Here is a 2,340-nt window from a genome sequence, read left to right on the forward strand (position 1 = left end):
TTCTAATAACAAAAGGAAAGACCAACTAAAAATATAGTTGGTCTTTCCTTTAAGTTGGTGTAAAAACAAATAAATAAAAGATAGGTGAGAATTAATGCTGCTAAGCAGTATTGATTCTGAATTAACTATAACACACTTCCTAAGAAGTAGTTGTGTCGGTTGATTGAACATTCATCCTTCCTTTTTTAACAAATAAGTATCTAAAATACATCACTTAATTGACAAGGGATGCATTTTAATCGAGACATAGATCAATGCTCAAGATTTAGAAAGTAAATAACGAAATGTTCGAAGTGACAGATACCTGCGAACATCGACGTATTTACCAGCTTTCTTAGTAGGTTTTGTCAGTAGTTCCTACGCTGAGAACTGAAGTATCTTGTGCGTTGACGTAACTTCGATAAGTATGGGACGATAAAACATATTTTTTAAAATGCCCCTTAAACTAATTATAAATCTTTTTTTGCATATATCTTCAGTGAAATTATCATTGATATAATGCTAATAACTATTGAAATGAGACAAGGCATCCATGCCATGATAATTGATGGAAATGGAAGAGGGAGTGTAAAATTTAGATGGCTCAACTGAATTTCTTTTATAAGAGTAGGAGCTACAAAAGGTGTCAAAAAGACAACAATAAAAGAAATCATTTTTGTTTTATCAAAACCAAATTTAAATTGGAAAGGGAGTAATATTCCAAACAAAATACTAACAACTAAGAATGTTATTCCGAGAGCGTTTATACTAAGATTCTCGATACCAGATGGTATAATAATTGAAATTATCATTCGAATAATTGAGGCACAAAGAAAAACTACCAATAGAAAGAGATATTTTGCTTTTACAAAGGCACTTCTAGTATATGGTGTTGCACAAAGTAAAGCTGCTCCTTTGTATTGGTCTTCGAATTTCGATATTGTACCAAACAAAATATGCTCCATAAAAACTACTGTTAAAAGAAAACCAATAAGTCCACCATCGTTGAGGTGTAACTGAGTAGAAAGATAGATTGGTGCAATAGCTGCGAAAACGAGTAAAATAAAAAAATATCTTTTTACTAATAGTATGTCTTTTACAACAAGATTAATAAGCATATGTATTTCCTCCAATATAAGAAAGCATTATATCTTCTATAGTTGGTCTTTCCATCAAAACACCAGGCATAAGCCGGCACACATCATCTATTTTATGAGTAATCCCTTCAAATCCATATTTAGTTTGACTCAAATTCAAAAAGAGTTTTTCTGTTTGATTATTAATCAATTGATTATCACCTTTTACTAATGCATGTGTTTCCACTAGTGCATCTTTTTCTTCATCAATTAATATTTGACCATCATCTATCAAAATAATCATGTCTGCTATTTTATCTAGATCTGAGGTAATATGAGTAGAAAAAAAGACACTCTTTCCTGGTTCTTTCATAAAATCTAGAAGTATGTCTATTAGTTCACTTCGAACCAATGGATCAAGTCCACTTGTGGGTTCATCCATTATTAATAGATCTGCGTGGTGGGATAAAGCTAGAGCAACTGCAAATTTCATTCGCATTCCTTTGGAGAGGGTAGAAATTTTTTGTCCTAGATTTAAATTAAATCGTTTAATATACTTTAAAAAAACTTGCTCATCCCATTTAGTATAGGAAGGGGCGATTACATTCTTCATTTCTTTTAATGTTAATTCATCGTAAAAGTACCCTTCGTCTAACACGACACCAATTTTATTTTTGGATTTTCGTTCATGTTTATCTATATCCTTTTCTAAAAAATTAATTTTACCCGAATCTTTGAGTACGAGCCCGAGGATAGCTTTAATAGTAGTAGTTTTCCCAGAACCATTAGTACCAATAAAACCAGTTATACAGTCCTGGTTAAGTGAAAATGTCACGTCTTTTAATGAAAAATTCTCATAAGCTTTGTTTAGATTCTTCACTTCTAACACTGCATTCATTCTTCATTTTCCTCCTTTAAGATTAAATCTAACATCGAATAGAGTTCCTCATTATGGATTCCAATACTTCGAGCCATTTTGCACACTTCTGTCAATTTTACTTCAACCATATGACGCTTAGATTCCATTAATAATTCCAAGTTTGTAGATGCTACATAAGTACCTTTTCCAACCCTGGTAACGATAAAACCTTCGGATTCTAGTTCCGCATAAACTCTTTTTGTGGTTAACATACTTACATGTAAATCATTAGCCAATACACGGATTGATGGTAATTGTTCACCTTCCGTCAATTCATTATTAAATATAGAATCTTTAATTTGTTCCTTTATTTGTTGATATAAAGGTTGATTTGATGCATTATTTAAAATAATTTTCATTTAAATA

The 2,340-nt window shown here is 31.3% G+C and carries 3 protein-coding genes; all 3 read right to left on the minus strand.

The genetic code is table 11. The features are described from left to right. Positions 1–449 precede the first annotated feature (449 nt). The 3 genes from ACQGS6_RS26730 to ACQGS6_RS26740 are packed head-to-tail and all read right to left on the minus strand — an operon-like array spanning position 450 to position 2,333. Positions 450–1,097, minus strand: coding sequence for an ABC-2 transporter permease (locus ACQGS6_RS26730; RefSeq protein ID WP_000906775.1), 648 nt, complete (start codon positions 1,095–1,097; stop codon positions 450–452). Next, entirely contained in the window at positions 1,087–1,953 is an 867-nt protein-coding gene (locus tag ACQGS6_RS26735) for an ABC transporter ATP-binding protein (RefSeq protein ID WP_369622706.1), read from the minus strand. The genes ACQGS6_RS26730 and ACQGS6_RS26735 overlap by 11 nt, the downstream gene beginning before the upstream one ends. Next, positions 1,950–2,333, minus strand: coding sequence for a GntR family transcriptional regulator (locus ACQGS6_RS26740; protein ID WP_000691660.1), 384 nt, complete (start codon positions 2,331–2,333; stop codon positions 1,950–1,952). The genes ACQGS6_RS26735 and ACQGS6_RS26740 overlap by 4 nt, the downstream gene beginning before the upstream one ends. Positions 2,334–2,340 lie beyond the last annotated feature (7 nt).

The organism is Bacillus sp. GMs2/2, from assembly GCF_050172095.1.
In the GTDB taxonomy this organism is placed as follows: domain Bacteria; phylum Bacillota; class Bacilli; order Bacillales; family Bacillaceae_G; genus Bacillus_A; species Bacillus_A cereus.